Origin of the sequence: Neorhizobium sp. LjRoot104 (assembly GCF_964253725.1) — a bacterium.
GTDB lineage: Bacteria > Pseudomonadota > Alphaproteobacteria > Rhizobiales > Rhizobiaceae > Neorhizobium.
Map to the genome: position 1 here is coordinate 1,168,266 of NZ_CAXURS020000001.1, position 25,862 is coordinate 1,194,127.

Below are 25,862 nucleotides of genomic sequence, written 5' to 3' on the forward strand. Positions count from 1 at the left end.
CTTTGCGGCTACCTATGTGTTTAGTTCTCTGAAGACCAACTTCAGCCGGCACCATCCCCGCGCTGCGCTGAAGACAATCAGGCGGCTTTCGTCCCCTGCAGCCGCCGCAAAAGAATAGTATTTTGACCTCCAATCTGCCTGTCCCGCCGTCTCCTCGCGGCGGGATTTTCTTTTCGAGATGAATTTGAGGTCCGGGCTGCCGGCGACGGCATAGTCTCTATTTTTCAATCTGTTGTCCGGGTTTGCGGATTCCAGTTCAGAAATCCTTGAATCAGTTTCTGAGGCTTTCGCGCTCCAGCTGGGTTTCCCGGTCGAGCTGGATGGTCAGCGCCAGCACCGTTTCGCAGGTCGGTGTCGGCACACCGGCAAGCTTTCCGAGCGCCACCACCATGCCGGTCAGCGGAACGATCTCCAGCGCCTTGCCGGCAAGCAGGTCCTGCAGCATCGAAGTCCTGACGGGGCCGAAACCGCCAGAGCGGCTGAGCTGTTCATCGACGCTTCCGCTGAAGACGGCGCCGAGCGCCTCGCCGACGGCCCTGGTTTCCGTCATCACCTTGCCGACCTGGGCGGCGAGCGGCGCATTGTCCATGATGCTGTTCATCCGGCCCCGGGTGAGCGCGCTGATCGGATTGTAGGCGGCATTGCCCATCAGCTTGGTCCAGATCGCGTCGCGGATCCGCTGGGTCGGGATGATGTTGAGGCCGGCGCGTCCAAAAAGCTCGGAGATCGACACAAGGTCGGGCGAAAGCTCGCCTGAGGGCTCGCCGAAGAAAAAGCGGCCGTCGCCATTGAGGCGAATGGTGCCGGGCTCGGTTACCTCGGCGCCCTGATAGGCGACGCAGCCGATAACACGTTCCGGCCCCACCAGCCGCCAGAGCTTGCCCTCTGGGTCGAGTTCCGGAAGCTGTCGTTCCGCATGCCCGCTTTCGGAATCCCGATGGAAATACCACCAGGGAATGCCGTTGAGGATCATGATCACCCGCGTGCCTTCCTTCAGAAGGCCGGCAAGGCCTTCGGCTGCATCCGCAAGCTGGTGTCCTTTGAGGCCGGTGACGATCAGGTCCTGCTTCGGCAGCTCCGACGGGTCGCTGGTGGCGGTCACACGCGCATGGAGCAGCGGGGTGTCGCCGCCCCGCTCGACGGTCAGGCCTTTTTCGCGAATGGCGGCGAGATGTGCGCCGCGGGCCACGACGGAGACATTCGCCTCCGCGCCGAGGCTGCTCGCGATCTTCGTCGCGAACGCGCCGCCAAGCGCGCCGGCCCCGTAGATGCAGATATTCCTTATGCTCATGATGTCCTCGCCAGAGCTGTATGCAGTGCGGCAGGTCTAGGACATCTTCGGCGCGCAGGCGAACGAGTTTTTGTGATGGATCAATGGGCCCAGCCGTCGGACACGAGCTCTGTCCGGCGAAGCTCGTCGATCGCGGTGACGGCGTCCTCCACCGACCAGCCGGCCTTGACGGCGGCGGCAATCATCTTGATCTCCGCTTCCTCTTCGAGCGCAAGAAAGAGCGGTTCGAGAGCCTCCTGAACGGTGAGGATATGGTCATCCGGCGGGGCGATGGACGTACGTGCAGCGGACGTAGGCATGATACGCTGGGCTCCTCTCTCTTTTGTGATCGAATCCTCTCAATTGCCGTGGCCGAAAAAGGTTCCATTCAACTTGTGGAAAATTTCACTCAGCGGCTTTCTATGCAGCGGAGCTTGTTCTTTCGCCAAGCCTCTGCCTTGTTGCCCAGCTAAAATACATGTGATTCGGGCGCCACCAGGCCGCCCACGCGGCGGGTGCCGATGCCAAGGAGATTGCGATGACGGACGGCAAGAAATATCAGATTACCGAGATGCGGCCGAAGATCACCGTGATCGGCGTCGGCGGCGGCGGCGGCAACGCCATCAACAACATGATCGCCGAGGAGCTGGAGGGCGTCGATTTCATCGCCGCCAATACCGACGCGCAGGTTCTCGCAACGTCCAAGGCATCGCGGCGTATCCAGCTCGGCGCCCATGTGACCGAAGGCCTCGGCGCAGGCTCGCTGCCGGAGATCGGTCGGGCTGCCGCGGAGGAGTCGATCGATGAGATCATGGATCATCTCTCCGGCTCGCACATGTGCTTCGTGACGGCCGGCATGGGCGGTGGCACGGGCACCGGTGCCGCACCGGTCATCGCCCATGCTGCCCGCAATGCCGGCATCCTCACCGTCGGCGTCGTCACCAAGCCCTTCACCTTCGAAGGCAACCGTCGCATGAAGACGGCCGATGCCGGCATCGAGGAACTGCGCCGCGCCGCCGACACCGTCATCGTCATCCCGAACCAGAACCTGTTCCGCATCGCCGATGCCAAGACCACGTTTGCGGACGCGTTCATGACTGCCGACAAGGTGCTGTTTGCCGGCGTTGGCTGCATCACCGACCTGATCGTCAAGGAAGGCCTTATCAACCTCGATTTCGCCGACGTGAAGTCGGTGATGAAGGGCATGGGCCGGGCAATGATGGGCACCGGCGAAGCCTCCGGCGACGGCCGCGCGCTGCTGGCCGCCGAAGCCGCGATCGCCAACCCGCTGCTCGACGACATCTCGATGAAGGGCGCCAAGGGGGTGCTGATCTCGATCTCGGGCGGCTCCGACATGACGCTGTTCGAGGTGGACGAAGCGGCCAGCCGCATCCGCGACGAAGTCATGGACGACGCCGACATCGTCGTCGGCGCGATCTTCGACCGCAGTCTCGATGGCAAGTTCCGGGTCTCGGTCGTCGCGACCGGCCTCGACGGCGGCGAAGCGGGGGTCGCTCCGGGCACTCAGGCGGACATGCAGTCTTTCCAGCGCACGCTGCAGTAACGTCCGGTTCGCCTATCTCGAGAACAGCAGCTTTATATAGGAGCGGTAGGCAAGCATCTGCCGCTCCAGTTGCCTGGGGTCCTTCAGCGCTTTCGACATGATGATCGCCCCATCCATGATGCAGGACAGCATGTTCGCCACATCTGCCAGAGCGACCGGTTCGCGGGGCGGATAGACCTCGGCGATCTCCTCGATATATTCGAGGAACCGCGCGTTCCAGGATCGTATCGAATCCGAGTTCAGCTTCAATACTTCATGATCGAAGAGCCGCTCCTGATAGCAGACCGCGGCGATCAGGCAGCCTGGATGGCCGCCCGGCAGATCGCGCACCAACTCGCTCAGGAACTTCAGCCCCAGTAGAAAAGCCTGCAGCGGATCGTCGCTGAGTTCCCGGGCCCGGCCGAACATATCGTCGAAGACCTGGTCGTTTTCGGCGACATAGCGGCGCAGCATCTCGCGCGCCAGCTCGTTCTTGTCCTTGAAATGGTAGAAGAACCCGCTCTTGGTAATGCCGGCTTCGGCGATCAGTTCGTCGATCGATGTGGCGGCAAACCCCTTGTTGAGCACGGACGCTTCCGCGATTTCCATGATGCGATCACGGGTGGCTGCGCCCTTGCGGGTTTCCGAAGACTTGACCGTTGGTACAGTTTCGCGCTGCCTCAGCGCGGCAGCGTTGAGATTTTCCGCCCTTTCAGACATGCTAACCTCCCGTAAATTCAGACAAATTTAAAAAGTATGCTCGGCTGTACCATGAGCTTACTAGAAGCCCAGCACCTAAATCTGCGAAAAACGGTCATTCACCGAGCGGCCGGGAACAACATCCGGGACCCGCTTGCCATGTTTACCACAGGAGACAGACGATGGCCAAGTATCGCCACGACCTGCCGCAGATCAAGAGCGGCGATTTTCTTTCCGACGGAGGGCTGGAAACGACGCTGGTCTTCCATCGCGGCATCGACCTTCCGGCCTTCGCGGCTTTTCCGCTGCTCGACGACGCCGCGGGCCGCGAGGAATTGACCGCTTATTATGAAGCCTATCTGGCGATCGCCCGCCAACACAGCCTCGGCTTCATCCTCGACACGCCGACCTGGCGGGCAAATGCGGACTGGGGGCCGCAGCTCGGTTACGATCGCGACGCTCTGAGGGCGATCAATATCCGCGCGGTGGAATATGTCGAAGAACTGCGCCGGCTCTGGGAGCGGCCGGGTCGGCCGATCGTCCTCAACGGCGTCGTCGGACCGCGTGGTGACGGCTACAAGGACGGCAACATGGAGCCTCATGCGGCGGAGGACTACCATGCTTTCCAGGCTGAAGCCTTTGCCGAGAGCGAGGCCGACATGATTTCGGCGATCACCATGAACAATATCGGCGAGGCGATTGGCATCGTCCGGGCGTCGAGGCGCGTCGGCATGCCCTGTATCGTCTCCTTCACGGTCGAGACGGACGGCCGGTTGGTCAACGGCAAGACATTGCGGGCGGCGATCGAGGAAACCGATGCGGCGACGGAGGGCTACGCGGCCTACTACATGGTCAACTGTGCCCACCCGACCCATTTCGAGCACGCTCTTTCCCGCGGCGAAAACTGGGTGAAGCGGATCTCCGGCATCCGCGCCAATGCGTCCGCCAAGAGCCATCAGGAGCTCGACGAGTCGACGGAACTGGATATCGGCGACCCGCTCGACCTTGGCGCCCGCTACCGCTCGCTCAGGCAGAACTATCCGGCAATGCGGGTGCTCGGCGGCTGCTGCGGCACCGACCACCGGCATCTGCAGGCGATCTGCGACGCCTGCCTGCCGGCGGCGGCAGCCTGAGGGGGGAGGGAGGAGCATGCCTGCAACGACATTGCTGAGCGCCATCGCCGTGATTTCCGGCCGCTGGCTCAGTCCGTTCGCCTCGGTGGAGGATGCCGATGGCGAGCGTGGCCGGGCGAGGCTCAAGACCCTGCCGATGATCGACGAGCACCTGCTGCGCGATATCGGCTTTCGCGAGGACGTGTACCGTTTCCACCGCAACCGCTTTCCCGGTTTTTGACCGCAGAGACGAGTTCTTGCAAATGCCTTCCGGCGGTTTCGACCGCCGGGAGGCTTTTCCATTTCCGTCTTTCCACTGTCATCGCGTGGGGGTATAGCTCGCGGCCCATTCGACGATTGAGAGGAGGACGAGCATGGATGCGACTGATGTCGGCGCCCATTGGGAGAGCAATGCCGAGACCTGGACGATCTATTCGCGTGCCGGTTACGACAAATACCGCGATGCGCTGAACACGCCGGCCTTTCTCGACATGCTGCCGCCGGTTGCCGGATTGAAAGGCCTCGATCTCGGCTGCGGCGAGGGTACCAATACCCGCGCCGTCGCCCGCCTCGGGGCCGAGATGAGCGGGCTGGACATCGCCCCGACCTTCGTTCGTTTCGCCCGCGAAACCGAGGCTGCCGATCCGCTCGGCATCACCTACGTGCTCGGTGACGGGCAGGGGATCGATTTCCCGGACGAGAGCTTCGATTTCGTCACCGCCTTCATGTCGATGATGGACATGGCCGACCAGCGCGAGGTGCTCAAGGGGGTCCACCGCGTGCTGAAGCCGGGCGGTTTCCTGCAGTTCTCGATCCTGCATCCCTGTTTCGTGCCGCCGACGCGCAGGAACATCCGCGACGAGAGGGGCGAGGCCGTGGCAGTGCAGGTCGCCGATTATTTCGACGAGACGGACGGGCGGATCGAACGCTGGCTGTTTTCGGAAATCCCGGCCGAGGAACGGGCGAAGCTGACGCCGTTTGCGGTGCCGCGTTTCCACCGGACGCTGACCACCTGGGTATCGATGGTCGTCGGCGCCGGGCTGGTGATCGAGGCCTTTGGCGAGCCGATGGCCTCCGAGGAGGTGGCGCTGGCCGAGCCGGTCGTCGCCGATACCCGTGTCGCGCCGATCTTCCTGCACATCCGCGCCGTCAAGCCTTGAGACGCGAAAGAGCGGCCAGGCCCTCGCATGGCCGCTCCATCGTGATCGTGGCGTTCAGTAGTGTGTCGCGACGAGCAGGTCTTCCTCCTCGTCCCGCTGACGGCCGCCGAGTGCGGCTGCCGCCGATGCAATGAAGGCGCCGACGAGCAGCGACAGCGAGCCGACCATTGCGGTCGTGGCGGCCGCCTTGCGGGCCTCGTCCGCGGCCTGCTGGGCGGCGACCTTGGCGTCCTCGATCCGCTTCAGGACCGCATCGACGCGGGCGCGGGCATCCTGCGGCGAAAGGCCGGTACGGGCCGCGACGATCGTTGCCAGATAGGCCTTGTCGTCTTCCGGCACCCCGCCCTGGACGGCGCCGTTGAGCAGAATGCGCGACACTTCCGCGGTTGCCGCCCCATCGTCTTTCTGGGCGCGGGCCTGGGCCTGTTGCGGACGCAGGAGCGCATCGGTGAAATAGGACGTCGCCATGTCGGCGCCTCCCGACGCATTGTCGGAGGAAGCGGACGCCGCCGCTGCCGATCCCGCAACTCCGGCGGTTGCCGCTGCCGAACCGACGGCCTGTGCGCCGGCGCCGACGAGCGAGCCGAGCGACGAGGCGAGGAAGCCCGCGACGAAGACCGTCGCCACGGCCCAGGATACGAAACCATGGGCGGTATCGCGGAAGAATACCTCGTCGGTGTGAACGGCGGCCCATTTGGTGCGCAGCCGGCCGGTCAGATATCCGCCGAGCGCTGCCGACAGCCATTGCACCACCACCAGCCAGATTGCCGCGCTGATGCCGACAGTGGCGGCCGAACTGCTTTCACCCGACCAGGGGGAGACCATCGTGAGACCGAGACCGGAGCCGAAAAGGATGAGGATGAGGCTGATGCCGGTGGCAGCCACCGCGCCGCCGAAAATCGGCCCCCATGCGATCGCGGATTTCGACGACTCCACGGGAGTTGCGACCGCGGAGCCTATGGATGAAATGGGCATTTCCCGCCTCCTCAACGCATGAAGAGAACGAGAAGGATGACGATCGGCAGCGGGATGCCGAGAAGCCAGAGCAGAATGCCGCGTCCCATGGTGAACCTCCTGAAAGATAACGGTTTGTTGGTTTGAAATTGCGCTCTTCCAACACGCCGGCTGCCCATTGGTTCCTGACCCGTGAATATTTAGGGGTTTTTCGCAACCGCCGGATGGATTGCCGGCCACCAGCACGACGTGCGGCGGCGCTTGCGAACCGCTCGGCGATTCCGAGGGTCACTAAACCGTGAGCCTGTAACCGGGACGCGAGCCCGCGCGAATGAAGCTGCGATGGCAATGCTGCAAGGAGCATCCCCGTGAAAAACCTGAATTCGTTCCGTATCGCGATCGCCGCCGCATCGCTTGGCCTGATCGGCGCCGCCTCAGCCTTGGCCGGCGCGCAAAATCCGGTCGTGGTCGAGTTGTTCACCAGCCAGGGCTGCTCGTCCTGTCCGCCCGCCAATGCCAATCTGGTCAAGCTGAGCGGCGATCCCAACATCCTGGCGCTCAGCTTCGCCGTGACCTACTGGGATTATCTCGGCTGGAAAGACATCTTCGGTCGCGAGGAATTTACCCGGCGCCAGGTGACCTACGAGCCGGCGCTGGGGCATTCTAGCCCGTTCACGCCGCAGATGGTCATCAATGGCCGCACCTCGACAGTCGGCCAGGATCTCGGCGAGGTTCGCGGCCTGATCGCCGCCGAAAAGCCGCTCGCCGGGCCGGCGGTCAGCCTGAAGGGCGATACGGTCTCGATCGACGGCGGCGGCAAACCTGGTTCGACCGCTGATATCTGGCTGGTCCGTTACGATGCGGGCCTCGTGAAGGTTCCTGTCGCACGCGGCGAAAACGCCGGCGAGACATTGCCGCATGCCCATGTGGTGCGTGAACTGACCCATCTCGGATTCTGGAACGGCAAGCCGCAAAGCCTGACGATCCCCGCGGCAAAATCCAACCAGAAACGGGCTCTGCTCGTTCAGGAGCGCAATGGCGGCCAAATTCTTGCTGCGGTGACGGATTGACGCTGTATCCCGGCCCACGCTGCTGTCGGCTGCTCGCTTCATCTCACCGCGGCGCGGGAGCCCGCTCCCGACACTGTTACACTTGTTGATCGGGTGGTTCGCGGAAGCGGCTGGCGAGTTAAGGAAGTGTTTATGAATTCGTGAAAAATGAATGGATACTTGCCGGCGGTCCGGGCCTGAGGGGCTTGGTTGGGATGACCGTGACTGCCGCGCGGTGCGTAACCTTTGAGTAACCGCCTGCATGTGTTCGCGACGCAGGTGCTGTACGGAGTAAAGCCAAGACCATGAACAAGAAGCCCTTCGCCCTGGCGATCTTCGCCGCATTCTCCATCATGCCCGTTGCCACGCCCCTCTGGGCCGCCGACCTGGCGCCCTATTCGGAGCCGCCGGCCTATAACGAACCTGCCGGCGCGCCGAAGGCCGGCTGGGGTGGCGCCTATGTCGGTGCCGATCTCGGCATGGCATCCCGCAAGCTGAACCCGTTCGATGGCGACAAGGGCCTCGTTCTCGGCGTTCACGGCGGCTACAACATGGACCTCGATTCCGGCGTCGTCGGCGCGGAAATCGAAGCCTCCCATCTCGGCAACGTGGAAAGCCGCGTGCCCGGCGGCAAGATCACGGAAAAGGGCCGCGTGGCGGCCAAGGCCAAGGCCGGCGTCGGCTTGAACCAGACGCTCGTCTACGGCACCGCCGGCGTCGCGCTCACCAGCTTCGGCGGCAAGAACGGCACCTCCGGTCCGGACGGCTGGAAGCCGGGTTGGGTCCTGGGCGCCGGCGTCGAGCAGAAGCTCACCGACAACCTCTCGGCCCGCTTCGAATACAATTACACCATGACCAACGACGTCCGCAGCTCATCGGGCGGCGTTTCCTCGCGCACCGATGTGCGGGATCAGACGTTGAAGGCTGGCGTGAACTACAAGTTCTAGGATTTGCCTTTCCCTTTGATGGGAGAAAGCGAAAAGATCGGCACCTCGTCGCAAGACAGGGTGCCTTTTTTTGATGCGAGGCGATGTCCTCTCCTCCCTCATCCCTATGCCTGTCACAGGTATCCAGCCGCCGTGCGTCTGCACGGCGAGAAGGGGCCTATCGGTTTCTCGCGTTGCCAAATTTGAAGAGAGTCTGTCGCGCCGCAGACGCGGCGCTGCTGGATTCCTGTGACAAGCACAGGAATGAGGGAGAGCTTGGGTTGGTGGGGGTGCCTCAAGAGAGATCCGCACCCGACCAATCAGACCGGATTGCACGTCATGCCATTCCGTTTAGCATTGGCGATGCAGTCGCTTTTATTCACGTAAGATTCTGTTGAGGCCCCCACGACCTTCCCATTGGATGCTGTACGCTTCCAGCGCCACTGGGTACCGCTTTGGTAGATCTCCCAAGTGTCACCGTTCGTATCCCTACACGTCGCCATATCCATCTTCCCGTTGTTCGATGAGGAAATAGCTAGGCGATTCCGATGCGTGGCTCTACGAACCGACTACAGCTATAGATGGTTGCTTTGAGGTTGGCTGGTTGCTGGGCAGAGATGCCTCGTCTCACGTGGCCCAATCGTTTTGACGCAACGGTGCTGCGGGCTACCTCGCACCCTGCGGGGGAGGAAGAAAAGTCGGTACTTAGCTTCAGCTAAGTGCCAGATTTTTTAGGTGAGGGGATTTGCGGTTGGCGCCGACGTCGGGCCCCTCTTGGAATTTCTGACATTTAGCTGAAGCTAAGATGTTAAAATTCCATTCTCCCCTGCAAGGGGGGAGATAGGGCGTCTGCGGCACCGCTGGCATTCTTTGAATATGTTCAGACTAAGGGACCAAGTGGTGGCGCAATTCCATTCCAAGTTTCTATGAAACGTCGCGTTTCTGTCGGGTAGAGGTCAGCAGCAGACACGTTAAATATGCTGAAATACGCATCGCCGCATGCGTCGGTGGTGTGCCACGTCAGATTGGCTAGGTCGCTATAGGTATTCACATAAAGTCGCTTATTGATGTGCGGGCCGATGTGGAATCGATTGCCATCATGGTGAGCTATTATTGATGTCGATGATGGATGTGTGCCGTAATCTGAAAAGAAGTGAAATTTCTCGTACAGAAAAGCAAACCGTGCGCTGTCTTTCAGCTGAGGCTTGGCGTTGAGCTTCATAGGGCCAAATTTTTTCCACTGATCCTTGCCGGTGAGCTTTCGCCATTGGCGCACATCTTCAGGGACTTCAGTGAAATACAGCGCGAGCATTCCTATTTCAGCAATGTCGCGGAGCAGGCCAGCAGCCTGAACGAAATATCCACAATCTAGCAGTTCTGTTGCCGCACCAACGTGGTTCACGGCACGAAAGCCAAGTTGCGAAATAGCCAGATAATCTGCGTGTTCTTCCGGATCGGCCCTCGCGATATCCTGATGAAGCAGTGCTTTGCGGATAAGATCAACCGAGGCCACAAGAACATCGACCTGAGCAGAAACGGCAGAGGCGAGCCGATGATGGCCCGCCTCTACTTCACTCTCGTCAAAGATGCTCATCGGAGCGCTTTGTCAGCTCAGCTGCACCCGCTCGTAGCACCGCAAGTGTCGCACTTCTCGCAGGTCCCGTTCCGAACCATGGTGAAGTTCTGGCACTCGCCGCACATGTTCCCCGTATACCCCTGGGCAATCGAGCGCATGCGGCGTTCGTTTTCCACCTTCTTGGCTTCCGTCTTGGCGGTTGCTGCTTCGTCCGCTGCCTTGTCGGAGAAGAGGGCTGTCGTGGCGGCCTGTTCTTCGGCCAGTTCCTCGACGATCTCTTCGGCGAGTTCCTTGGCGCGCTCCTCGTAGTCCCGCTTGAAGGAGACGATTTCGGAGGTGGAGATGGCGACCGTCGGTTCCAGCTTGCGGGCGGCGGCACCCGCAAAGGCGGTGACGTTGGTGCCGGAGGACGCGCGGGCGGGGGCAGCGGTGGCCGAGCCCTTGATCTCGGCGGCCGGGCGGTCGCCGCCGGTGCCGGAAACGAGCGTCGGCTTGTAGCCGCGGGTCAGGCCCTTGGAGACCACATCCGCCTTGCCTTCCGAAACGCCGCGGCCGAGCGCGGTGTTGGAGAAGTCGGACGTATCGACATGCGCGAGGTCGTGGCGGCCGAGATAGGAGATCGCCAGTTCGCGGAACACGTAGTCGAGGATCGAGGTGGCGTTCTTGATCGCGTCATTGCCCGTGACGATGCCGGCCGGTTCGAACTTGGTGAAGGTGAAGGCATCGACATATTCCTCGAGCGGCACGCCATACTGCAGGCCGAGCGAGACGGAGATCGCGAAGTTGTTGATGAAGGCGCGCAGCGCCGAACCTTCCTTGTTCATGTCGAGGAAGATTTCGCCGAGGCGGCCGTCGTCGTATTCGCCGGTGCGCAGGAAGATCGTGTGACCGCCGATCTTCGCCTTCTGGGTATAACCCTTGCGGCGGCCGGGCAGCTTTTCCTGGTGGCGGACCACCTTTTCGATGATCCGCTCGACGATCTTTTCGGTGATCGTCACCGCCTGGGCGGCTGCCGGCTGGGCCAGCAGTTCCTCGACGGCGTCTTCGGCGTCGTCCTCGTCGATCAGCGACGAGTTGAGCGGCTGCGAGAGCTTCGAGCCGTCGCGGTAAAGCGCGTTGGCCTTCAGGCCGAGCTTCCAGGACAGCATGTAGGCGGAACCGCAATCCTCGACGGTCGCGTCGTTCGGCATGTTGATCGTCTTGGAGATCGCACCCGAGATGAACGGCTGGGCGGCCGCCATCATGCGGATATGGCTTTCGACCGAGAGATAACGCTTGCCGATCTTGCCGCAGGGATTGGCGCAATCGAAGACCGGAAGATGTTCGGCCTTGAGGAAGGGAGCACCTTCCAGCGTCATCGCGCCGCAGACGTGGATGTTGGCCGCTTCGATGTCCTTCTTGGAGAAGCCGATATGTTCGAGCAGGTTGAAGCTCATGTCGGCGAGCTGTTCGTCGCTGACCTTCAGCGTGTTCTTCAGGAAGTCGGCGCCAAGCGTCCACTGGTTGAAGACGAACTTGATGTCGAAGGCCGCCTTGGTGGCGCTGTTGATCGCTTCGATCTTCTCGTCGGTGAAGCCCTTGGCCTTCAGCGAGCCGGGGTTGATGCCGGGCGCCTGGTTGAGGTTGCCGTGGCCGACGGCGTATGCCTCGATCTCGGCGATCTGGCTTTCGGTGTAACCGAGCGTGCGCAGCGCTTCCGGTACGGCGCCGTTGATGATCTTCCAGTAGCCGCCGCCGGCGAGCTTCTTGAACTTGACGAGCGCGAAATCGGGCTCGATGCCGGTGGTGTCGCAATCCATCACCAGGCCGATCGTGCCGGTCGGGGCGATGACCGAGACCTGCGCGTTGCGGTAGCCGTGCTGTTCGCCGAGGACAAGCGCCTTGTCCCAGGCGGCCTTGGCATGGGCGACCAGATCCTGGTCCGGGTTTTCCGAATGGATTAGGGCGACCGGGTTGACCGAAAGCTGTTCATAGCCGGAGGTCTCGCCATGGGCGGCGCGGCGATGGTTGCGGATAACCCGCAGCATGCTGTCGCGGTTCGGGGCGTAGTTCGGGAAGGGACCGAGCTCCGAGGCCATTTCGGCCGAGGTGGCGTAGGAAATACCGGTCATGATCGCGGTCAGCGAGCCGGCGATGGCGCGGCCCTCGGCCGAGTCATAGGCGATGCCGGTCGACATCAGCAGGCCGCCGATATTGGCGTAGCCGAGGCCGAGCGTGCGGTACTGGTAGGAGAGTTCGGCGATCTGGCGCGAGGGGAACTGCGCCATCATCACCGAGATTTCGAGCACGACGGTCCACAGGCGCGTCGCATGTTCGTAATCGGCGATGTTGATGCGGGCGGTCGCCTTGTCCTTGAACTGCAGGAGGTTCATGGAAGCGAGGTTGCAGGCCGTGTCGTCGAGGAACATGTATTCCGAGCACGGGTTCGAGCCGCGGATCGGGCCGCCGGCCGGCGACGTGTGCCAGTCGTTCATCGTCGAGTTGAAGTGGATGCCCGGATCGGCGGACGCCCAGGCGGCGTAGGAGATCTGTTCCCAGAGGTCCTTGGCCTTCAGCGTCTTCATCACGCGGCCGTCCTTGCGGGCGGTCAGGTTCCAGTCGCCGTCCTGCTCGACGGCGCGGAGAAAGTCGTCCTTCAGCGAGACCGAGTTGTTGGAATTCTGGCCGGAGACGGTGAGATAGGCTTCCGAATCCCAGTCCGTGTCATAGGTCTTGAATTCCAGGTCCTTGTAGCCCTGGCGGGCGAACTGGATGACGCGGCCGACGTAGTTTTCCGGAACCTGGTCCTTCTTGGCGGCCTTGATCTCGCGCTTCAGCGCCGGGTTCTTGGCCGGGTCGAAGCAATCGTCGCCCGAACCGCCTTCGCAGTTGAGGCAGGCCTTCATGATGGCCTTAAGGTGCCTGGAGACGATCTTGGAGCCGGTGACGAGGGCCGCCACCTTCTGCTCTTCCTTGACCTTCCAGTTGATGTATTCCTCGATATCCGGATGGTCGATATCGACGACGACCATCTTGGCCGCGCGGCGCGTCGTGCCGCCCGACTTGATGGCGCCGGCGGCGCGGTCGCCGATTTTCAGGAAGCTCATCAGGCCGGAGGAGCGGCCGCCGCCGGACAGCTTTTCGCCTTCGCCGCGCAGCATCGAGAAGTTGGAGCCGGTGCCGGAGCCGTACTTGAAGAGACGCGCTTCGCGGACCCACAGGTCCATGATGCCGCCTTCGTTGACGAGGTCGTCCTCGACCGACTGGATGAAGCAGGCATGCGGCTGCGGATGCTCATAGGCCGATTTCGACTTGGTGAGCTTGCCGGTGAAGGGATCGACATAGAAATGGCCCTGGCCGGGACCGTCGATGCCATAGGCCCAATGCAGGCCGGTGTTGAACCATTGCGGGGAGTTCGGGGCGACGCGCTGGGTGGCGAGCATGTAGGCAAGCTCGTCCATGAACGCGGCGGCATCTTCTTCGGAGGTGAAATAGCCGCCCTTCCAGCCCCAGTAGGTCCAGGTGCCGGCAAGGCGCGAGAAGACCTGGCGCGCGTCGGTTTCGGAACCGTACTGTTCTTCCTTCGGCAAAGCCTTCATCGCTTCCGTGTCAGCTACAGAGCGCCACAGGAAGGAGGGGACGTCGTTTTCCTCGACCTTCTTCAGGATCTTGGGAACGCCGGCCTTGCGGAAATACTTCTGCGCCAGAACGTCGGTCGCGACCTGGGAGAACTGCGCCGGCACGTCGATATCGGCAAGCCGGAAGACGATCGAGCCGTCCGGATTGCGGATCTCGCTGATCCCCTTGCGGAATTCGATTTCCCCGTAGGCGCCTGTATCCGGCTTGGTGAAACGACGTTCGATGCGCATTGCCTTAAATCCCTCGTCAGTTGGCGCCCGTTGGTAAGGCGCAGATGTGCCGCTCCAGCCCACACGTTCGACGCGCGCAGCCGGTTGAATGTTCCCGATCCCAGGTGAATCATCTTTCGACGCCAACCTGTATGTTGTGGTGATAACGGCTGCAACACTACTACATATAGTATTAACAGAATCTTTCCGCCAGTCCCAACCGTTGTTTCGGAGCGGAAATCGAGCGCACGGAGACCGTTCTTGCAGGCCGTCCCTCATAGCCGGACTGCATGGTCTTTTCCCGTCAAACTCGAAGAAGAACCGGCCTCGTTAATTCCGGTCCAGTCGCCGCCGCAACGTAAGGGGCACTGTCGGACGAGCCGCGAGATTCGTCAAGGCGTAGATTGCAACGCTTTTATAACCACAAGATATTGTGGTTCCCGGCTGTGGATAACGGGGACGAAGAAATAGCCGAGGATTCTCAGGCAGTTGCGGGAATAGCCTGAAACTTGCGTTACGAGGCGCAGAAATATTTCGTGAGCAGCGGCAAGTGCCGGAAGCCCGGTTCAGCGGGGTTTTGAGGGTTCGTCCGTGCCATATCGAGCCACGTCAAGAATCTGCGGCCACCAGCAATAGACAGGCCCGCGCGGTTTTTTACCCGGCAGGCCCGTGACAAGGACCGAGATTTTTGGAAGAGGCCGGAGAGAATCAGCCATTGCCGATCGGCAGGGCCAGGGTCTGGCTTATGTTTCCCGCGCTGCGGCTTCAACGATGCCGCAGCGCCTAAGCAATCTCGCCCCGCTCAGAGAGAATCGACGTTTATCCCGATGGTGACCGCGCCGATCGGCGTGCCGCTCTCGTCGGAAATCGTCACGCTTGCCTGTGATTGCAGCGTCTGGGAGGATTCGTCTTTTTCAACCTCGTCGACGAAGAGCGCGTCCTTGCCGACACCGAAGGATTTCTTGAACTTTGCCTCATCGCCCTGCCAGTAGTCGGAGGTTATGTCGCTCTGGCCGACATTGAGGCCCTTGGCATCCATGACGAAGATTTCCGTAATCGCGCCCTGGGACTTTTCCTTCTTGTCCACGAGAAATTTCGATAGGGCGTTGTTGAGCACGCCGTCGATCGTCGCACGATTGGAGCTGTCGACCTCGGCGCGCCATTTTTTGTCGAGCGCCAGGACATCGGCCTCGCTCAGCTTGGCGTTGGCGGCGTTCTGGGCCTTGATCGCCGAGATGACCACGGCATCGTTGAGCCAGGGCTTTATCTTGCCGGTGACAAATTCGGTCACCGGTGCGACATGGGCCTCCTCCGCCAGAGCCGTGCCAAGGGGCAGGGCGAGTACGGTGCTGCCGAGAAGGAGCATGATGATGATCTTATGCATAGGTGTTTCCCTTCCGTAGGTTGCTGACGTTTATGAAGTCATGCGGCTGCAGAGGCGTTTTCAGGACGCCTGTCTGATTGGAGCAGCAAAGCCGGCTCTTTTGTCGGAAAGAGCTTGCTGCCTCCCCGATCCGGGATGGACCTGGGCGCCATTTCCGGCTGGTTGCGCGACGATGAAACGGCTGGCCGAACTCAGCAGCAGACGGCCTTGAGAGAGCAGTTCCTGGCAGGCGGCATTGGTTTCTTCCACCATCGCCGCATTCTGCTGCGTCGCGTGATCCATCTGATTGATCGCGGTGTTGATCTCCTGCAGGCCCATGGCCTGTTCCCGATAGGACTGCACGATCGAAACGATGCTGTCGCTGATGCGGTTGATCTGGTCGCCGATCTGGAGAAGGGCGTCGCCCGTGTCGTTGACAAGCGCGACCCCGGCCGCGACCTCTTGATTGGAGCTGGTGATCAGGACCTTGATTTCCTTGGCCGCGTTGGCCGAACGCTGCGCGAGTTCCCGCACTTCCTGGGCAACGACCGCAAAGCCCTTGCCGGCCTCTCCCGCCCGCGCCGCCTCGACGCCGGCATTCAGCGCCAGGAGATTGGTCTGGAAGGCGATCTCGTCGATAACCCCGATGATGTGGCCGATCTGGCTGGACGAGGCCTGGATCCGGTCCATCGCGCCGATCGCATTGCGGACGACGGTTGCCGAGGAATGGGCGCCTTTCTTCGTCTCTTCGACGAGGTGCCCGGCGCTCTCGGCCTTTTGCGAAGAGGTTCTGACCGTTGTTGTGACTTCACCCAGGGAGGCGGCTGTCTCCTGGAGCGCGGCGGCCTGTCGTTCGGTGCGCTGAGCCAGCTGGTCGGCGGCACCGGCAAGCTCGCTGGAGCGATCTTCCACCTGGTGAGAGGCTTCCTTGATCTCCGTCAGGGCGGCGGCAACCGCCTCGACCATGTTGTTGAAGTCCTGCTGCAGTTTTTCGAAATCCGGGCCGAGACCGTCGAGATGAGTTGAAAAGTCGCCTCCGGCAAGCCGTTCCAGCGCCTGTCCGAGCTGTGCCATGACAGCCCGTTGCGTGTTGCTGGTCTCCTCGGTACTTCTCGTATTACGGGCCCGTTCTTCGTCAAGCGATTGGCGCTGCTCCGCGGCGATACGCTCTTCTTCGACCTTCGCAATAGCCTCGCCGCGGAACACTTCCAGCGCACGCGAGAGAACGCCTATCTCGTCGCCATTGCGCTGGTATTCGACCGCAGAGGTGAGGTCACCGGTTTGCAAGGCGATGATGCGCGCGCTGAGGTTCCTGATTGGGCGTCCGACAAGTCTGCGCATTGCAAAGAGAAAGGCCGTGACCGCGACGGTGATGATCAGCATCTGGATAAGCAGCGTGTTCAGCACCTCCTGCTGCGCCGTGGCGAGGATTTCCGCCACCGACCAGGCGGTGAAGAGATAGCCCGTGACCTTGCCGGATTTGTCCGGAGGCAGCGGCACGATGATCCCGACCAGACCTCTGGAAGCCAGTGTCGTATCGACGACCGGATGGTCGGGTTTCTGACCGATGGTCTGGGCCAATTCGGCTGAAGACAGGACGCCTGCGACGCCTTCGCGTGCCCAGATGTCGACCGGGGCGAGATCGGCGTTGAACGCCGCGAACTGGACCAGGTCGAGGGTCGGATTGTCGCGCTGCAAGGCATAGGCTTCCCGCACCGCATTGACCTTGCCCCATTTCACGCCGCCGGCCGCAACCGATGCGAACTGCTCGGCGCTGCGCGACCAATGTGCCGTCGCTGTGCTGATCAGCAGGCGCGTTTCTGATATCCAGGTATAGGTGGCCAAAGCGGAAACGCCACAAATGTTGACCGCGACGATAAGCGCCGCCAGTTTTGTGGTGAGCGGCATCCTATTCAAAAAATCACGCATCCAGGGCCTCGATGTCATGCAGGCGCGACCGGGCGATCCCAGCCTAGCGGATTGAACTCGAACATCGTACGCTGAGAACGTTACACGGCAGGCGTCATGCCTGTGTCGCCATTGCCTGGCAAAGCCTACGGCGACAGTGTTCCTTCTTTATATGAATAAAAAATAAATTAGAACGCCCTGGTGGGAAAACGACATCAGGCAGGTGAAACCCTGACGCATACGACGAGATTTCGACGCGCGATTGTTGATGAATGCCAAATTCAGGCCTCGGGGGGGCTCCCCGAGCCTTGGCGATGCCGTCACGAACGATTTTCACCACAGTCCGCCGGGACGCGACGGACTTCGTGGCCGGGCAGAGGCGCATACGTGGAGAAGGCTCCACGTCGCCCTTCTTGCCGTGCGATAACCGAACCCGGCCCGCCCGAAGCCGCCGTTGCAGGCCTTAGCCCCGTTCGGCCTTGGCGATCGGTTCCTGGTAGGTGAAACCCATGTCCCAGGGGAAATAGATCCAGGTATCCTGGCTGACTTCCGTGACGAAAGTGTCGATGGTCGGCACGCCGGAGGGTTTTGCATAGACGCAGGCGAAATGCGCCTTCGGCAGCATGGAGCGTACCTCCGATGCCGTCTTGCCGGTATCGGTCAGGTCATCGACCACAAGCACGCCGGCGCCTTCATCGGCCGTCAGTTCGGGGGTGATCCCCTTGAGCAGGTTCATTTCGCCCTGGTTGACGTAGTCGTGGTAGGAGGCGATGCAGACCGTTTCGATCAGCCGGATATTGAGCTCGCGCGAAATGATCGCCGCCGGTACCAGGCCGCCACGGGTGATACAGACGATGGCGCGGAAATCCTGCTTGAGACCTGCAAGACGCCAGGCAAGCGCCCGGGCATCACGATGGAATTGATCCCAGGAAACGGGGAAGGCTTTTTCGGGAAGAGACATGAGGCTGGCCACCATTAGCGAAAGCATGTTGCTGGCTCTCGCTAATAGCGGCAATTCGCCCGGTGACGCAAGGATTTGTCAGCGGGAAAGCAAAGTCAGCGCCGTCATCGAATCGAGCAGGCTGCGGGTGACGCCGCCGAACAGCATTTCCCACCAGCGCGAATGGCCATACCCGCCCATCACCAGAAGATCCACGCTGCCTTCCGACAGGTGGTTCTCGATCGCCGCCGCTGCAGAAATGCCGCTCTTGCCCTGCGTCGACAGCGTCACGTTGATCCCGTGGCGGGCAAGGGTCGTCGCGATTTCGGCGCCTGCCATTTCCGGCGTCTGGCCGCCGCGGTCGCTCGGATCGACGCAAAACACCTCGACGCTGTCGGCAGCTTTGAGGAACGGCATCGAATCGAAGGTTGCCCGCGCCGCCTCCCTCGACCCGTTCCACGCGATCATCACCCGCTTGATCGGCTGCGGCACTTTCATCGTATAGGGGACGAGCAGCATCGGCCGGCCGCTGTCGAACAGGAAAGTTTCCAGATCGGCGCGGTGATCGGCATGCGCCGGATCGCTCTGGCTGGCAACGATCAGATCGACGGAGCGGGCGGTGTCCATGACCGAATGGGAACCGTAGCCCGCCGACGACATGAAACTGCGCCACTCGATGGAAAGCCCCTCGCGGGACGATTGCTGCCTGAAGATCCGCTCCACCTCCGCCGTCTCTTTCTGCGCCGCGTCCTGCAGGATCTGCACGGCGGAAGGGTCCGGAATTTCCATCGGCGCGATCAGCGGCACGGCTGCCAGGGTTTCTGCATGGACGCCGATCAGATGGGCGGAAAAGCGTTCGGCGAGCGCGATCCCGTAATCGGTGATCGGCCGGGCGTTTTGAGGGGTGTCGAGAACGGCGAGAATGGTCTTATAGGCCATGGCTGTATCTCCTCATCAGCTGGTTCTGCGGGATTGGGAACCAGTGTCTGGTAAATACGTGTGTCGCGCCTTGATCCCGGTCAAGGAGTGGCCGCCGATAGAAGTAAGGCAGGGTGCCGCGGGTCAGGCGTCGGCTGTCGGATTGGTGGCGATCTTGGCACGGTCGATGCCGGCGATCATCTCCGCCACGGCTTGCGCGGCGGCATCGAGAACCTGCGGATCGCGGGCGCGCACGACGACCTCGGTCGAGAACCGCTGCCCGTCATATTTCGGATAGGAGCCGATGCTGGTCTCAGGATGCGCCTTCTGCACGGCCGACAGCAGCGTGCCGATATCGCCTTCGCCATAGGGGCAGGGAAGCGCCCGCGACAGCATTTTGGCGCCGGAGCGCAGCATCGGCAGCACGTTGTCGACCATTGCCTGGAAGACCTGCGGCACGCCTGCCATCACATAGACATTGCCGATGATGAAGCCGGGGGCGGTCGAGACGGGGTTGGGGATATGTTTGGAACCCTCGGGCATGCGGGCCATGCGCTGGCGGGCTTCGGTGAATTCCATCTCGCGGCGCTTGTACATCTCGGCGAGCAGCTTCATCGCATCGGGGTCATGAATGCAGGCGACGCCAAAAGCCTTCGAGATCGCGTCGGCGGTGATGTCGTCATGGGTCGGCCCGATACCGCCCGAGGTGAACACGTAGTTGTAGCGGGAGCGCAGCGCATTCAGCGCCTCCACGATCGCATCCTCCTCGTCGGCGACGATCCGCACTTCCTTGAGGTCGACGCCTGAAAGCGTCAGCAGGTCGGCAAGGTGGCCGATATTCTTGTCCTTGGTCCGGCCGGACAAAAGTTCGTCGCCGATGGCAAGCATGGCGGCGGTGACGATCAAGGACGGTTGCGACGCTTCAGACATGAATATTCCTCCGTAAGTGCCACACTCCTATGCCCAATTTTTTCAAGGCAGAAGCGATTTTGTCGTGAGCGACACAGAAACCCCGTCTGTTACGAATTTATGATCGCCAAGCGAAATATCGTCTCCAGATACTGAACAGTGCGTAGACCCGGCGCGGGCTGTCGTTCTCCGGTGAAGCCGTTACATGTGAGCTTGGTTCTGGCCGCGGACGGCCTTGTTGATACATCAGACATTCCAATGGAGAAGATCATGGCGAAGGTTCTCGTGCTTTATTATTCCGCTTATGGCCACATCGAGAAGATGGCCTATGCCGTCGCGGAAGGTGCGAAGTCGGCAGGCGCCGACGTGACGGTGAAGCGCGTTCCGGAACTGGTTCCGGACGAGGTCGCAAAGGCCTCCTACTACAAGATGGACCAGCAGGCCGCGGTCGCGACCGTGGACGAACTCACCGAATACGATGCGATCATCGTCGGCGCCGGCACCCGTTTCGGCACGGTCGCGTCGCAGATGCGCAATTTCTGGGACCAGACGGGCGGCCTGTGGGCACAGGGCAAGCTGGTCGGCAAGCTCGGCTCGATGTTCACCTCGTCGGCAACCCAGCACGGCGGCCAGGAATCGACCATCCTCGGCTTCTTGCCCACCTTCCTGCACCAGGGCATGGCCGTGGTCGGCCTGCCCTATGCCTTTGCCGGCCAGATGGGCACCGAGGAAGTCAAGGGCGGTTCTCCCTACGGCGCCAGCACGATCACCAACGGCGACGGCTCGCGCCAGCCTTCGGAGATCGAACTCGAAGGCGCAAAATACCAAGGCGCCCACGTTGCAAAGCTGGCCGCCAAGCTCGCCGGCTGATCGAATCGAGATGAATTGGTGAGGGGCGCGGCGAGAAATCGCCGCGCCCTTTTCCGTCATGCGACGTAACCGCAATGCTTTTTTCGTGGCCGCGAACCGCTTCCGCGATTTGGGTGCTTGACGAGGTCGCGCAACTCCCAGAAACAGGACGCCCAAGCGGACGTGGCGAAACTGGTAGACGCAAGAGACTTAAAATCTCTCGGCCTTTGGTCATGCGGGTTCGATCCCCGCCGTCCGCACCAAGCCTGGCCTTTCCTGCAACCGTTTGCGATGCAGACCGTTGGATATCCACTTGGATGGAGGCGTGCTCTTTGGGCTTTACCTTTGCGATCGGCGATATCCACGGCTGCGTGGCGCAGTTGAAGGAACTGCTCGGGCAGGTGGAAGACCATGCGCCGTCCGGGCACGTGGTCTTCATCGGCGATTATATCGATCGCGGACCGAAGAGCAGGGGCGTGCTCGACCTCGTCATGGCGGGACCGCGCAAGGAGGGGTGGCGATGGACGGCGCTCAAGGGCAACCATGAGGACATGATGGTGCGCGCGCACCAGAACCGCGGCCACGACGAGATCATCTGGCTCGACAATGGCGGCCGCGAGACGATGGCTTCCTTCGACGGCTACGTGCCGCCGCAGGTACTTTCGTGGTGCGCGCACCGTCCTTTGATCTTGGTCGATGCGCATCGGATCTTCGTGCATGCCGGCGTCGACGAGACGCTGCCGCTGGACGGGCAGCGGGAGCGCGACCTGATCTGGAAGCGGTTTGCCAGCGACGAGGACGGCGAATTCTGGGGCCGGCATCTGTGTCACGGCCACACGCCGCTTCCCGGCAATCCGCAGACGTTCGGCAACCGTACCAATATCGACAGCGGCTGCGTGTTCGGTGGCGGGCTGACGTGTGCCGTCTTCGACGACGACGAGCCGGGCGGGCCGATCCGCTTCCTTCGCGTACCCTCCTGACGTCCCCGCAAGCCTAGTGGCGCCAGAAGACCGGCGTCAGGAGCACGAGCACGGTCAGGATTTCGAGGCGGCCAAGCAGCATCATCAGTGAAAGCAGGTAAAGAGCGGGATCGCTGATCGTTGAGAAATTGCCGGCCGGGCCGACGATCGGGCCGATGCCTGGACCGACATTCGACAGTGCGGTGATCACCGACGACATGGCGGTGAGGATGTCGTAGCCGAACAGCGTCATGCCGATGCTGCCGACCACCCACAGGAATATATAGAGGCTGACGAACAGGAAGACGGCGCGCTGTGTTTCCGCATCCACGGTCAGGTTGCCGTAGCGCACGGGATAGATGGCGTTCGGATAGATGAGCTTGTTCAGTCCGGCGCGAATGACGTTGACCATCACCACGAAACGATAGGCCTTGATGCCGCCCGCCGTCGAACCGGAGCAGCCGCCCATGAAGGTCGCGAAGAAAGCGACGAGCACCGCGAACGGCCCCCACAGCATATAGTCGTCGCTTGCAAAGCCGCCGGTCGACAGGATTGAGGTCATGTTGAAGAACGAGTGTATCAGTGCGTCGTCGAGTTCGATACCGTTCCTCAGGTGATGGTAGACGGCAACGCCGATCGAGATGACGCAGAGATAACCGACGAAAACCGGGATTTGCGGATCGCGCAGCGTATCCAGCCGACCCCGCACGGCAAGCAGGATCAGCACTGAAAACGGCATGCTGCAGATCGCCAGGAAGACCGTGCCGATCAGCAGGATCGCGTTGCTGTCGAAGAAGGCGAAGGACATGTCGTGGGTCGAGAAACCGGCCGTGGCGATCGTTGTCATCGCATGGTTCAGCGCATCGAAATGGTCCATGCCAGCGACATCGTAGGCGATGGTACAGGCAAGCGTCAGGAGCACGTAAACGACAAGAAAGGCGCGCGTGAAGCTGGCGAGCCGAGCGAAGGGCTTGTCGTTGGTTTCCGACGATTCGAGCTTGAAGATCGAGGCGCCGCCGACCTTCAGGAACGGCAGGACGAACAGGCCGAGGCCGACGATGCCGATGCCGCCGAACCAGCAGAGCAGCGAGCGCCAGAGCAGTATGCCGGGCGGCAGGGTATCAAGACCGACGAGAACGGTCGATCCTGTCGTCGTGATGCCCGAGATCGATTCGAACAGTGCCTGGGCAAATGAAAGTTCGTGCTCGGCAAGGAAAAGAGGGACGGCGCCGACCACGGAAAACATCGCCCAGAGGACGTTGACCAGCAGGAAGCCGAGACGCTTGTTGAAGACCGGCGGGGGGCCATGGGTGGCGAGCGCCGCTGCCGCCGCAAGCCCGCCGACCATGAAGCCGGACATCGCGAAGACCTGCCAGTCGCGATGTCCATAATAAAGGTCCACCATCGCCGGCAGGAACATGGCGAGCGACAGGTAGAGCGCGCAGAGCGCCGTCATGTAGATGACCGACCGAAGAAGATTGGCGTTCAAAAAATGGTTGTCCCGAAGTTCGCGGCAACTGAAAGAAGCTTTGTCTCAGCCGTAAGCCTATGGCATAGCGGGACCATTCTTGAAATTCAATGGATGGCCGATGTGACCGAGGCAGACGTGACCAAGGCGGGCGTGACCAAGGCGGGCGTGACGAAAGCCGGCGTGGACGAAGCCAGAGGGGCGATGCGGGAAATTTTCCCCGAGACGCCGCTGCAGATGAACGAACATCTGAGCCGCCGCTACGGCGCCGAGATCTGGCTGAAGCGCGAGGACCTGTCGCCGGTTCGTTCCTACAAGATCCGCGGCGCCTTCAACTTCCTGCGCAAGGCGATCGCAGCAGGTGCCAGGGGCAAGACGTTCGTCTGTGCCTCGGCCGGCAATCATGCGCAGGGTTTTGCCTTCGTCTGCCGCCATTTCGAGGTGCCGGGCGTGGTCTTCATGCCGGTGACGACGCCGCAGCAGAAGATCGACAAGACCCGCATGTTCGGCGGCCCGTTCATCACCATCAGGCTGATCGGCGATATTTTCGACCAGTGCTATGCGGCGGCCCGCGCCCATGTGGAAGAGACCGGCGGCGTCATGGTGCCGCCTTTCGACGACGCCGACATCATCGAAGGCCAGGCGACGGTTGCGGCCGAACTTGTCGAACAATTGCCGGAAGGCGTGACGCCCGATCTGGTCATCCTGCCGGTCGGCGGCGGCGGGCTTTCGTCGGGCACGACCGGTTACCTGAAGGATATCGTCAAGCGGGAGGATTTTCTCTTCACCGAGCCGGAAGGCGCGCCGAGCCTCAAGAAGAGCCTCGAAGCCGGCGAACCGATCACGCTCGCCAAGCTCGACAATTTCGTCGATGGCGCGGCGGTGGCGCGGATCGGCGATCTGAATTTCGAGGCTCTGAAGGGATTTTCGCCGAATCAGGTCCTGCTGGTGCCGGAAAACGCCATCTGCGTCACCATCACCGAAATGCTCAATGTCGAAGGTGTCGTGCTGGAACCGGCAGGCGCCCTGTCGATCACCGCACTCGAGATGCTGGGACGCGAAAAGCTTGCCGGGAAGACGGTGGTCTGTGTCGTCTCGGGCGGCAATTTCGATTTCGAGCGCCTGCCTGACGTCAAGGAACGCGCCATGCGCTATTCCGGTCTCAAGAAATATTTCGTGCTGCGGCTTGCCCAGCGCCCCGGCGCGCTGCGCGATTTCCTCAATCTTCTGGGACCCGAAGACGACATCGCCCGCTTCGAGTACCTCAAGAAATCGGCCCGCAATTTCGGCTCGATCCTGATCGGCATCGAAACCGCACGGCCGGAGAATTTCGCCGGCCTGCTCGAACGCTTCGATGCCGCAGGCATGGGCTATCAGGACATTACCGAGAACGAAATCCTGGCGAACCTCGTCATCTGAGCACCGTCCGCAGCCAGGCGACGGCCCGGTCGGCAAGCGGTCCGGTCGTGGCCGGCGAGACGATGTCGCCGGCAATCACGTGGTTGCCGGGATCGCCGGTCCTGCCGAGATCGAAGATCTCATGCGGTCCGCCCCAGCGGCCGGCAACCGCGCGCACCTTGTCGGGCCGGATGACCTGGTCCAGCGACGAATAGAGGAAAAGCGCCGGCGTTCTGACCTGCTCGACCGGGCTTTCGACCGAGAGCCTGACGAGGGCGGCCATCGGCAGCAGCGCGCTTGTCGGATAGCGGGTCGTCCAGTGGGCGGCGTGGCGGTCGTTATAGGGCGTGAAACCGCGGTTTTCGCCGAGCAGCAGCCGTGAGAGCTGCGGCGCGACCGGCGTCGTCAGAAGAAAGGCGCCAAGACTGTTGATGCCGTAGTTCGGCGACAGGAAGACGGCGGCCGAGATTCGCGGTGCGATCTTCGGGTCGGCAAGCGCGAGCGTCGCGAGCGAGGCGCCGGTCGAGGTACCGATGAGGATCACCCTGTTGCCGAGCGCTTCGCCGATCGCGAGGCTCTCTGAAAAATCCGCCAGCCAGTCTCCAAGGCTTGCCTCGCCCATCGCGGCGCCGCTGCGGCCGTGGCCGGCGAGCCGGGTGAAATAGAGATTGGCGCCGAACGCTGCCGCCACCCGGTCGGGCAGGGGGCGGATCTCCTCGGCCGAGGCCGAGAAGCCGTGCAGGTAGATGATTGCGAAAGGTGTCTTCGTTTTGGTCGCCGGATCGGCCCAGACGATGCGTTTGGCGGCGCCCGGCCGGATATCGGTGAAGCGGTTTTCGCTCGCGGCAAGGTAAGCATCGATATCGGCGCCGAGGCGGGCCTTGTCGAAAGCGGGAAAACCGTCAGCGGGCATGCGCGGGCCGAACATCAATAGCACTCCGAAGGCGACGAGCAGGATCGCGCAGGCATAAAGGATGGTCCGCCATGACAAGAATTTCCCCCGCATCCGGCACTCCTTCCGAACCGGAAAGGAT

Annotated in this window: 22 protein-coding genes and 1 tRNA gene; 10 read left to right on the plus strand and 13 right to left on the minus strand. The window is 61.8% G+C overall.

Annotated elements, in window-relative coordinates; all coding sequences use genetic code 11:
• Positions 1–271 precede the first annotated feature (271 nt).
• Positions 272–1,291, minus strand: coding sequence for a ketopantoate reductase family protein (locus tag ACSQ8R_RS05980; RefSeq protein ID WP_436252511.1), 1,020 nt, complete (start codon positions 1,289–1,291; stop codon positions 272–274).
• Positions 1,292–1,371: 80 nt separating this feature from the next.
• Complete coding sequence (locus ACSQ8R_RS05985) at positions 1,372–1,590, minus strand: hypothetical protein (RefSeq protein WP_436252512.1); 219 nt, start codon at positions 1,588–1,590, stop codon at positions 1,372–1,374.
• A gap of 218 nt (positions 1,591–1,808) precedes the next feature.
• Here ACSQ8R_RS05985 and ftsZ point away from each other — a divergent pair, with 218 nt between their 5' ends.
• A complete protein-coding gene (ftsZ, locus tag ACSQ8R_RS05990; RefSeq protein WP_436252513.1) occupies positions 1,809–2,834 on the plus strand; it encodes a cell division protein FtsZ in 1,026 nt (341 codons plus the stop codon).
• Positions 2,835–2,846: 12 nt separating this feature from the next.
• Here the strand turns inward: ftsZ and ACSQ8R_RS05995 are convergent, their stop codons facing one another.
• Positions 2,847–3,422 carry a TetR/AcrR family transcriptional regulator gene (locus ACSQ8R_RS05995; RefSeq protein ID WP_436255389.1) on the minus strand — a complete coding sequence of 192 codons (576 nt, stop codon included), beginning with the start codon at positions 3,420–3,422 and terminating at the stop codon, positions 2,847–2,849.
• A gap of 272 nt (positions 3,423–3,694) precedes the next feature.
• Here ACSQ8R_RS05995 and ACSQ8R_RS06000 point away from each other — a divergent pair, with 272 nt between their 5' ends.
• The 3 genes from ACSQ8R_RS06000 (at position 3,695) to ACSQ8R_RS06010 (ending at position 5,784) form a co-directional block, all read left to right on the plus strand.
• On the plus strand, positions 3,695–4,645 hold the full coding sequence (locus ACSQ8R_RS06000; RefSeq protein ID WP_436252514.1) for a homocysteine S-methyltransferase family protein: 951 nt from the start codon (positions 3,695–3,697) through the stop codon (positions 4,643–4,645).
• A gap of 16 nt (positions 4,646–4,661) precedes the next feature.
• The gene (locus tag ACSQ8R_RS06005; protein WP_436252515.1) at positions 4,662–4,865 is read left to right on the plus strand and encodes a hypothetical protein; all 204 of its coding nucleotides are present in this window, start codon (positions 4,662–4,664) and stop codon (positions 4,863–4,865) included.
• 133 nt (positions 4,866–4,998) lie between these two features.
• Entirely contained in the window at positions 4,999–5,784 is a 786-nt protein-coding gene (locus tag ACSQ8R_RS06010) for a class I SAM-dependent methyltransferase (protein ID WP_436252516.1), read from the plus strand.
• A 54-nt stretch (positions 5,785–5,838) separates the two neighbouring features.
• Here the strand turns inward: ACSQ8R_RS06010 and ACSQ8R_RS06015 are convergent, their stop codons facing one another.
• Positions 5,839–6,759: a hypothetical protein gene (locus ACSQ8R_RS06015; RefSeq protein ID WP_436252517.1), complete on the minus strand. Its 921-nt coding sequence runs from the start codon at positions 6,757–6,759 to the stop codon at positions 5,839–5,841.
• Positions 6,760–7,106: 347 nt separating this feature from the next.
• Between ACSQ8R_RS06015 and ACSQ8R_RS06020 the strand changes: the two genes are divergently transcribed.
• Together ACSQ8R_RS06020 and ACSQ8R_RS06025 are read left to right on the plus strand one after the other, a co-directional pair.
• Positions 7,107–7,808 carry a DUF1223 domain-containing protein gene (locus tag ACSQ8R_RS06020; RefSeq protein WP_436252518.1) on the plus strand — a complete coding sequence of 234 codons (702 nt, stop codon included), beginning with the start codon at positions 7,107–7,109 and terminating at the stop codon, positions 7,806–7,808.
• A gap of 284 nt (positions 7,809–8,092) precedes the next feature.
• On the plus strand, positions 8,093–8,734 hold the full coding sequence (locus ACSQ8R_RS06025; protein ID WP_436252519.1) for an outer membrane protein: 642 nt from the start codon (positions 8,093–8,095) through the stop codon (positions 8,732–8,734).
• Between the two features lie 859 nt (positions 8,735–9,593).
• Here the strand turns inward: ACSQ8R_RS06025 and ACSQ8R_RS06030 are convergent.
• The 7 genes from ACSQ8R_RS06030 to ACSQ8R_RS06060 all read right to left on the minus strand — a co-directional run bounded on the left by ACSQ8R_RS06030 (position 9,594) and on the right by ACSQ8R_RS06060 (position 20,175).
• Complete coding sequence (locus ACSQ8R_RS06030) at positions 9,594–10,307, minus strand: hypothetical protein (RefSeq protein WP_436252520.1); 714 nt, start codon at positions 10,305–10,307, stop codon at positions 9,594–9,596.
• Positions 10,308–10,324: 17 nt separating this feature from the next.
• The gene (locus tag ACSQ8R_RS06035) at positions 10,325–14,137 is read right to left on the minus strand and encodes a vitamin B12-dependent ribonucleotide reductase (RefSeq protein WP_436252521.1); all 3,813 of its coding nucleotides are present in this window, start codon (positions 14,135–14,137) and stop codon (positions 10,325–10,327) included.
• Positions 14,138–14,918: 781 nt separating this feature from the next.
• The gene (locus ACSQ8R_RS06040; RefSeq protein ID WP_436252522.1) at positions 14,919–15,500 is read right to left on the minus strand and encodes a hypothetical protein; all 582 of its coding nucleotides are present in this window, start codon (positions 15,498–15,500) and stop codon (positions 14,919–14,921) included.
• A 60-nt stretch (positions 15,501–15,560) separates the two neighbouring features.
• Positions 15,561–17,408 carry a methyl-accepting chemotaxis protein gene (locus ACSQ8R_RS06045; RefSeq protein ID WP_436252523.1) on the minus strand — a complete coding sequence of 616 codons (1,848 nt, stop codon included), beginning with the start codon at positions 17,406–17,408 and terminating at the stop codon, positions 15,561–15,563.
• 442 nt (positions 17,409–17,850) lie between these two features.
• Positions 17,851–18,348 (minus strand): xanthine phosphoribosyltransferase, encoded by a 498-nt coding sequence (gene gpt / locus ACSQ8R_RS06050; RefSeq protein WP_436252524.1) that lies wholly within the window; start codon positions 18,346–18,348, stop codon positions 17,851–17,853.
• 78 nt (positions 18,349–18,426) lie between these two features.
• Entirely contained in the window at positions 18,427–19,266 is an 840-nt protein-coding gene (locus ACSQ8R_RS06055; RefSeq protein WP_436252525.1) for a universal stress protein, read from the minus strand.
• A 123-nt stretch (positions 19,267–19,389) separates the two neighbouring features.
• Positions 19,390–20,175 (minus strand): competence/damage-inducible protein A, encoded by a 786-nt coding sequence (locus tag ACSQ8R_RS06060; protein WP_436252526.1) that lies wholly within the window; start codon positions 20,173–20,175, stop codon positions 19,390–19,392.
• A 249-nt stretch (positions 20,176–20,424) separates the two neighbouring features.
• On the opposite strand from ACSQ8R_RS06060, the gene wrbA reads away from it, so the two are divergent.
• The 3 genes from wrbA to ACSQ8R_RS06075 all read left to right on the plus strand — a co-directional run bounded on the left by wrbA (position 20,425) and on the right by ACSQ8R_RS06075 (position 21,983).
• Positions 20,425–21,024 carry an NAD(P)H:quinone oxidoreductase type IV gene (gene wrbA, locus ACSQ8R_RS06065; RefSeq protein ID WP_436252527.1) on the plus strand — a complete coding sequence of 200 codons (600 nt, stop codon included), beginning with the start codon at positions 20,425–20,427 and terminating at the stop codon, positions 21,022–21,024.
• A 156-nt stretch (positions 21,025–21,180) separates the two neighbouring features.
• A tRNA-Leu gene (locus ACSQ8R_RS06070) sits at positions 21,181–21,266 on the plus strand.
• A 69-nt stretch (positions 21,267–21,335) separates the two neighbouring features.
• Positions 21,336–21,983: a metallophosphoesterase family protein gene (locus ACSQ8R_RS06075; RefSeq protein ID WP_436252528.1), complete on the plus strand. Its 648-nt coding sequence runs from the start codon at positions 21,336–21,338 to the stop codon at positions 21,981–21,983.
• Between the two features lie 13 nt (positions 21,984–21,996).
• Here the strand turns inward: ACSQ8R_RS06075 and ACSQ8R_RS06080 are convergent, their stop codons facing one another.
• Positions 21,997–23,451: a TrkH family potassium uptake protein gene (locus tag ACSQ8R_RS06080; RefSeq protein WP_436252529.1), complete on the minus strand. Its 1,455-nt coding sequence runs from the start codon at positions 23,449–23,451 to the stop codon at positions 21,997–21,999.
• Positions 23,452–23,634: 183 nt separating this feature from the next.
• On the opposite strand from ACSQ8R_RS06080, the gene ilvA reads away from it, so the two are divergent.
• Complete coding sequence (ilvA, locus tag ACSQ8R_RS06085) at positions 23,635–24,849, plus strand: threonine ammonia-lyase (RefSeq protein ID WP_436255390.1); 1,215 nt, start codon at positions 23,635–23,637, stop codon at positions 24,847–24,849.
• Here the strand turns inward: ilvA and ACSQ8R_RS06090 are convergent.
• Positions 24,842–25,834 (minus strand): alpha/beta hydrolase, encoded by a 993-nt coding sequence (locus ACSQ8R_RS06090; RefSeq protein ID WP_436252530.1) that lies wholly within the window; start codon positions 25,832–25,834, stop codon positions 24,842–24,844. The genes ilvA and ACSQ8R_RS06090 overlap by 8 nt on opposite strands.
• Positions 25,835–25,862 lie beyond the last annotated feature (28 nt).

Coding starts and splice junctions, on each gene's coding strand:
- ACSQ8R_RS05980 (WP_436252511.1), bottom strand. CDS start 1,291: ATGAGCATAAGGAATATCTGCATCTACGGGGCCGGCGCGCTTGGCGGC.
- ACSQ8R_RS06060 (WP_436252526.1), bottom strand. CDS start 20,175: ATGTCTGAAGCGTCGCAACCGTCCTTGATCGTCACCGCCGCCATGCTT.
- ACSQ8R_RS06015 (WP_436252517.1), bottom strand. CDS start 6,759: ATGCCCATTTCATCCATAGGCTCCGCGGTCGCAACTCCCGTGGAGTCG.
- ACSQ8R_RS06045 (WP_436252523.1), bottom strand. CDS start 17,408: ATGCGTGATTTTTTGAATAGGATGCCGCTCACCACAAAACTGGCGGCG.
- ftsZ (WP_436252513.1), top strand. CDS start 1,809: ATGACGGACGGCAAGAAATATCAGATTACCGAGATGCGGCCGAAGATC.
- ACSQ8R_RS06055 (WP_436252525.1), bottom strand. CDS start 19,266: ATGGCCTATAAGACCATTCTCGCCGTTCTCGACACCCCTCAAAACGCC.
- ACSQ8R_RS06010 (WP_436252516.1), top strand. CDS start 4,999: ATGGATGCGACTGATGTCGGCGCCCATTGGGAGAGCAATGCCGAGACC.
- ACSQ8R_RS06035 (WP_436252521.1), bottom strand. CDS start 14,137: ATGCGCATCGAACGTCGTTTCACCAAGCCGGATACAGGCGCCTACGGG.
- ACSQ8R_RS06025 (WP_436252519.1), top strand. CDS start 8,093: ATGAACAAGAAGCCCTTCGCCCTGGCGATCTTCGCCGCATTCTCCATC.
- ACSQ8R_RS06090 (WP_436252530.1), bottom strand. CDS start 25,834: ATGCGGGGGAAATTCTTGTCATGGCGGACCATCCTTTATGCCTGCGCG.
- ACSQ8R_RS05985 (WP_436252512.1), bottom strand. CDS start 1,590: ATGCCTACGTCCGCTGCACGTACGTCCATCGCCCCGCCGGATGACCAT.
- ACSQ8R_RS06040 (WP_436252522.1), bottom strand. CDS start 15,500: ATGCATAAGATCATCATCATGCTCCTTCTCGGCAGCACCGTACTCGCC.
- ACSQ8R_RS06005 (WP_436252515.1), top strand. CDS start 4,662: ATGCCTGCAACGACATTGCTGAGCGCCATCGCCGTGATTTCCGGCCGC.
- ACSQ8R_RS06000 (WP_436252514.1), top strand. CDS start 3,695: ATGGCCAAGTATCGCCACGACCTGCCGCAGATCAAGAGCGGCGATTTT.
- ACSQ8R_RS06030 (WP_436252520.1), bottom strand. CDS start 10,307: ATGAGCATCTTTGACGAGAGTGAAGTAGAGGCGGGCCATCATCGGCTC.
- ilvA (WP_436255390.1), top strand. CDS start 23,635: ATGCGGGAAATTTTCCCCGAGACGCCGCTGCAGATGAACGAACATCTG.
- wrbA (WP_436252527.1), top strand. CDS start 20,425: ATGGCGAAGGTTCTCGTGCTTTATTATTCCGCTTATGGCCACATCGAG.
- gpt (WP_436252524.1), bottom strand. CDS start 18,348: ATGTCTCTTCCCGAAAAAGCCTTCCCCGTTTCCTGGGATCAATTCCAT.
- ACSQ8R_RS05995 (WP_436255389.1), bottom strand. CDS start 3,422: ATGGAAATCGCGGAAGCGTCCGTGCTCAACAAGGGGTTTGCCGCCACA.